At 65.6% G+C, this 1,289-nt stretch carries 1 protein-coding gene; it reads right to left on the minus strand.

The annotated features are described in order from the left end of the window. Positions 1-33: 33 nt before the first annotated feature. Positions 34-1,220, minus strand: a protein-coding gene (locus PLL68_RS15380) for an IS3 family transposase (RefSeq protein ID WP_324535594.1) whose coding sequence is annotated in 2 segments (ribosomal slippage) — positions 34-936 and positions 939-1,220 — 1,185 coding nt in all. Because the reading frame shifts where the segments join, the coding sequence is not laid out codon by codon here. Positions 1,221-1,289: the final 69 nt, after the last annotated feature.

Here is a 1,289-nt window from a genome sequence, read left to right on the forward strand (position 1 = left end):
GGGACTGCTGCACGAATAGGTGACAGGTTGTAGTCACGCCGCCAGTGCGGCGGTCGTGTTCATGATGGTCTCGAACTCGATGGGCGTCAAACGGCCCAGGCGGAGTTGGCGCCTCCGGCGGTGGTAGGTCCGCTCGATCCAGGTGACGATCGCAATCCGCAGCTGCTCCCGGGTGGTCCACGAGCGGCGGTCGAGGACGTTCTTCTGCAGCAGGGCGAAGAACGATTCCATGGCGGCGTTGTCGCCGCTGGAGCCGACTCTGCCCATCGATCCGACCATGCGGTGGCAGGCCAGGGCGCGCAGGAACTTCCTGCTCCGAAATTGAGATCCTCGGTCCGAGTGGACGATGCAGCCGGCGACATCACCGCGCATCTGGGCGGCGTTCTCGAGCGCCTGGACGGCCAAGCGGGACTTCATTCTCGAGTCGATTGAGTACCCGACGATCCGGCCCGAATACACGTCCTTGATCGCGCAGAGGTAGAGCTTGCCTTCACTCGTTTTGTGCTCCGTGATGTCCACGAGCCAGAGCTCGTTCGGCGCGTCGGCGGCGAACACGTGACGCGTTCTGCCGTCCTCGTCGATGACGGCGCAGAGGTCGTCGTGGACGGGTGGGCCGGGGCGCCGGCCCTTGCCGCGCTTCTTCCCGAACGCGCTCCACCACCCATTCGTGGACGCGATCCGCCACGCCGTCCGATCCGACATGGATTCGCCCGCATCACGGGCCTCGTCGGCGAGGAGCCGGTGCCCGAACTCGGGGTCGTCGCGGTGCGCGTCGAAGAGCGCGTTCGCGCGATATGCCTCCACCACCTCGCTGGAGGTGATGGGATCCGCCAGCCACCGGTAATAGGGCTGGCGAGAGAGCTTGAGCACCCGACACGTCACCGTCACAGGAATCCCTGCGGCGGCGAGCTCCGTCACGAGCGGGTAGAACCTTTTCCCGGGAGGTTCGCCTGCGACAGATACGCCGCCGCTCGACGCAACACCTCGTTCTCCTGCTCCAGCAGCCGGATCCGTTTCCGCGCCTCCCGCAGCTCAGCTTCGACACGGGATTGGCCGGGCTTGGCACCCTCGTCGACGTCGGCGCGACGCAACCACTTCTGCAACGTCATCGGGTGGACGCCGAAGTCTTTCGCGATCTGCTCGATCGTCACTCCGGGCTCACGGTTCCGCGCGACGCGCACGACGTCATCACGGAACTCGGTCGGGTAGGGCTTGGGCACAGCAACATCCTTCCAGGCCACCCTCGAGGGCAAGCCAGATCAGATGTCACCTATTCGTGCAGCAGTCCC

Origin of the sequence: Ornithinibacter sp., assembly GCF_035443565.1 — a bacterium.
In the GTDB taxonomy this organism is placed as follows: Bacteria; Actinomycetota; Actinomycetes; order Actinomycetales; family Dermatophilaceae; genus Fodinibacter.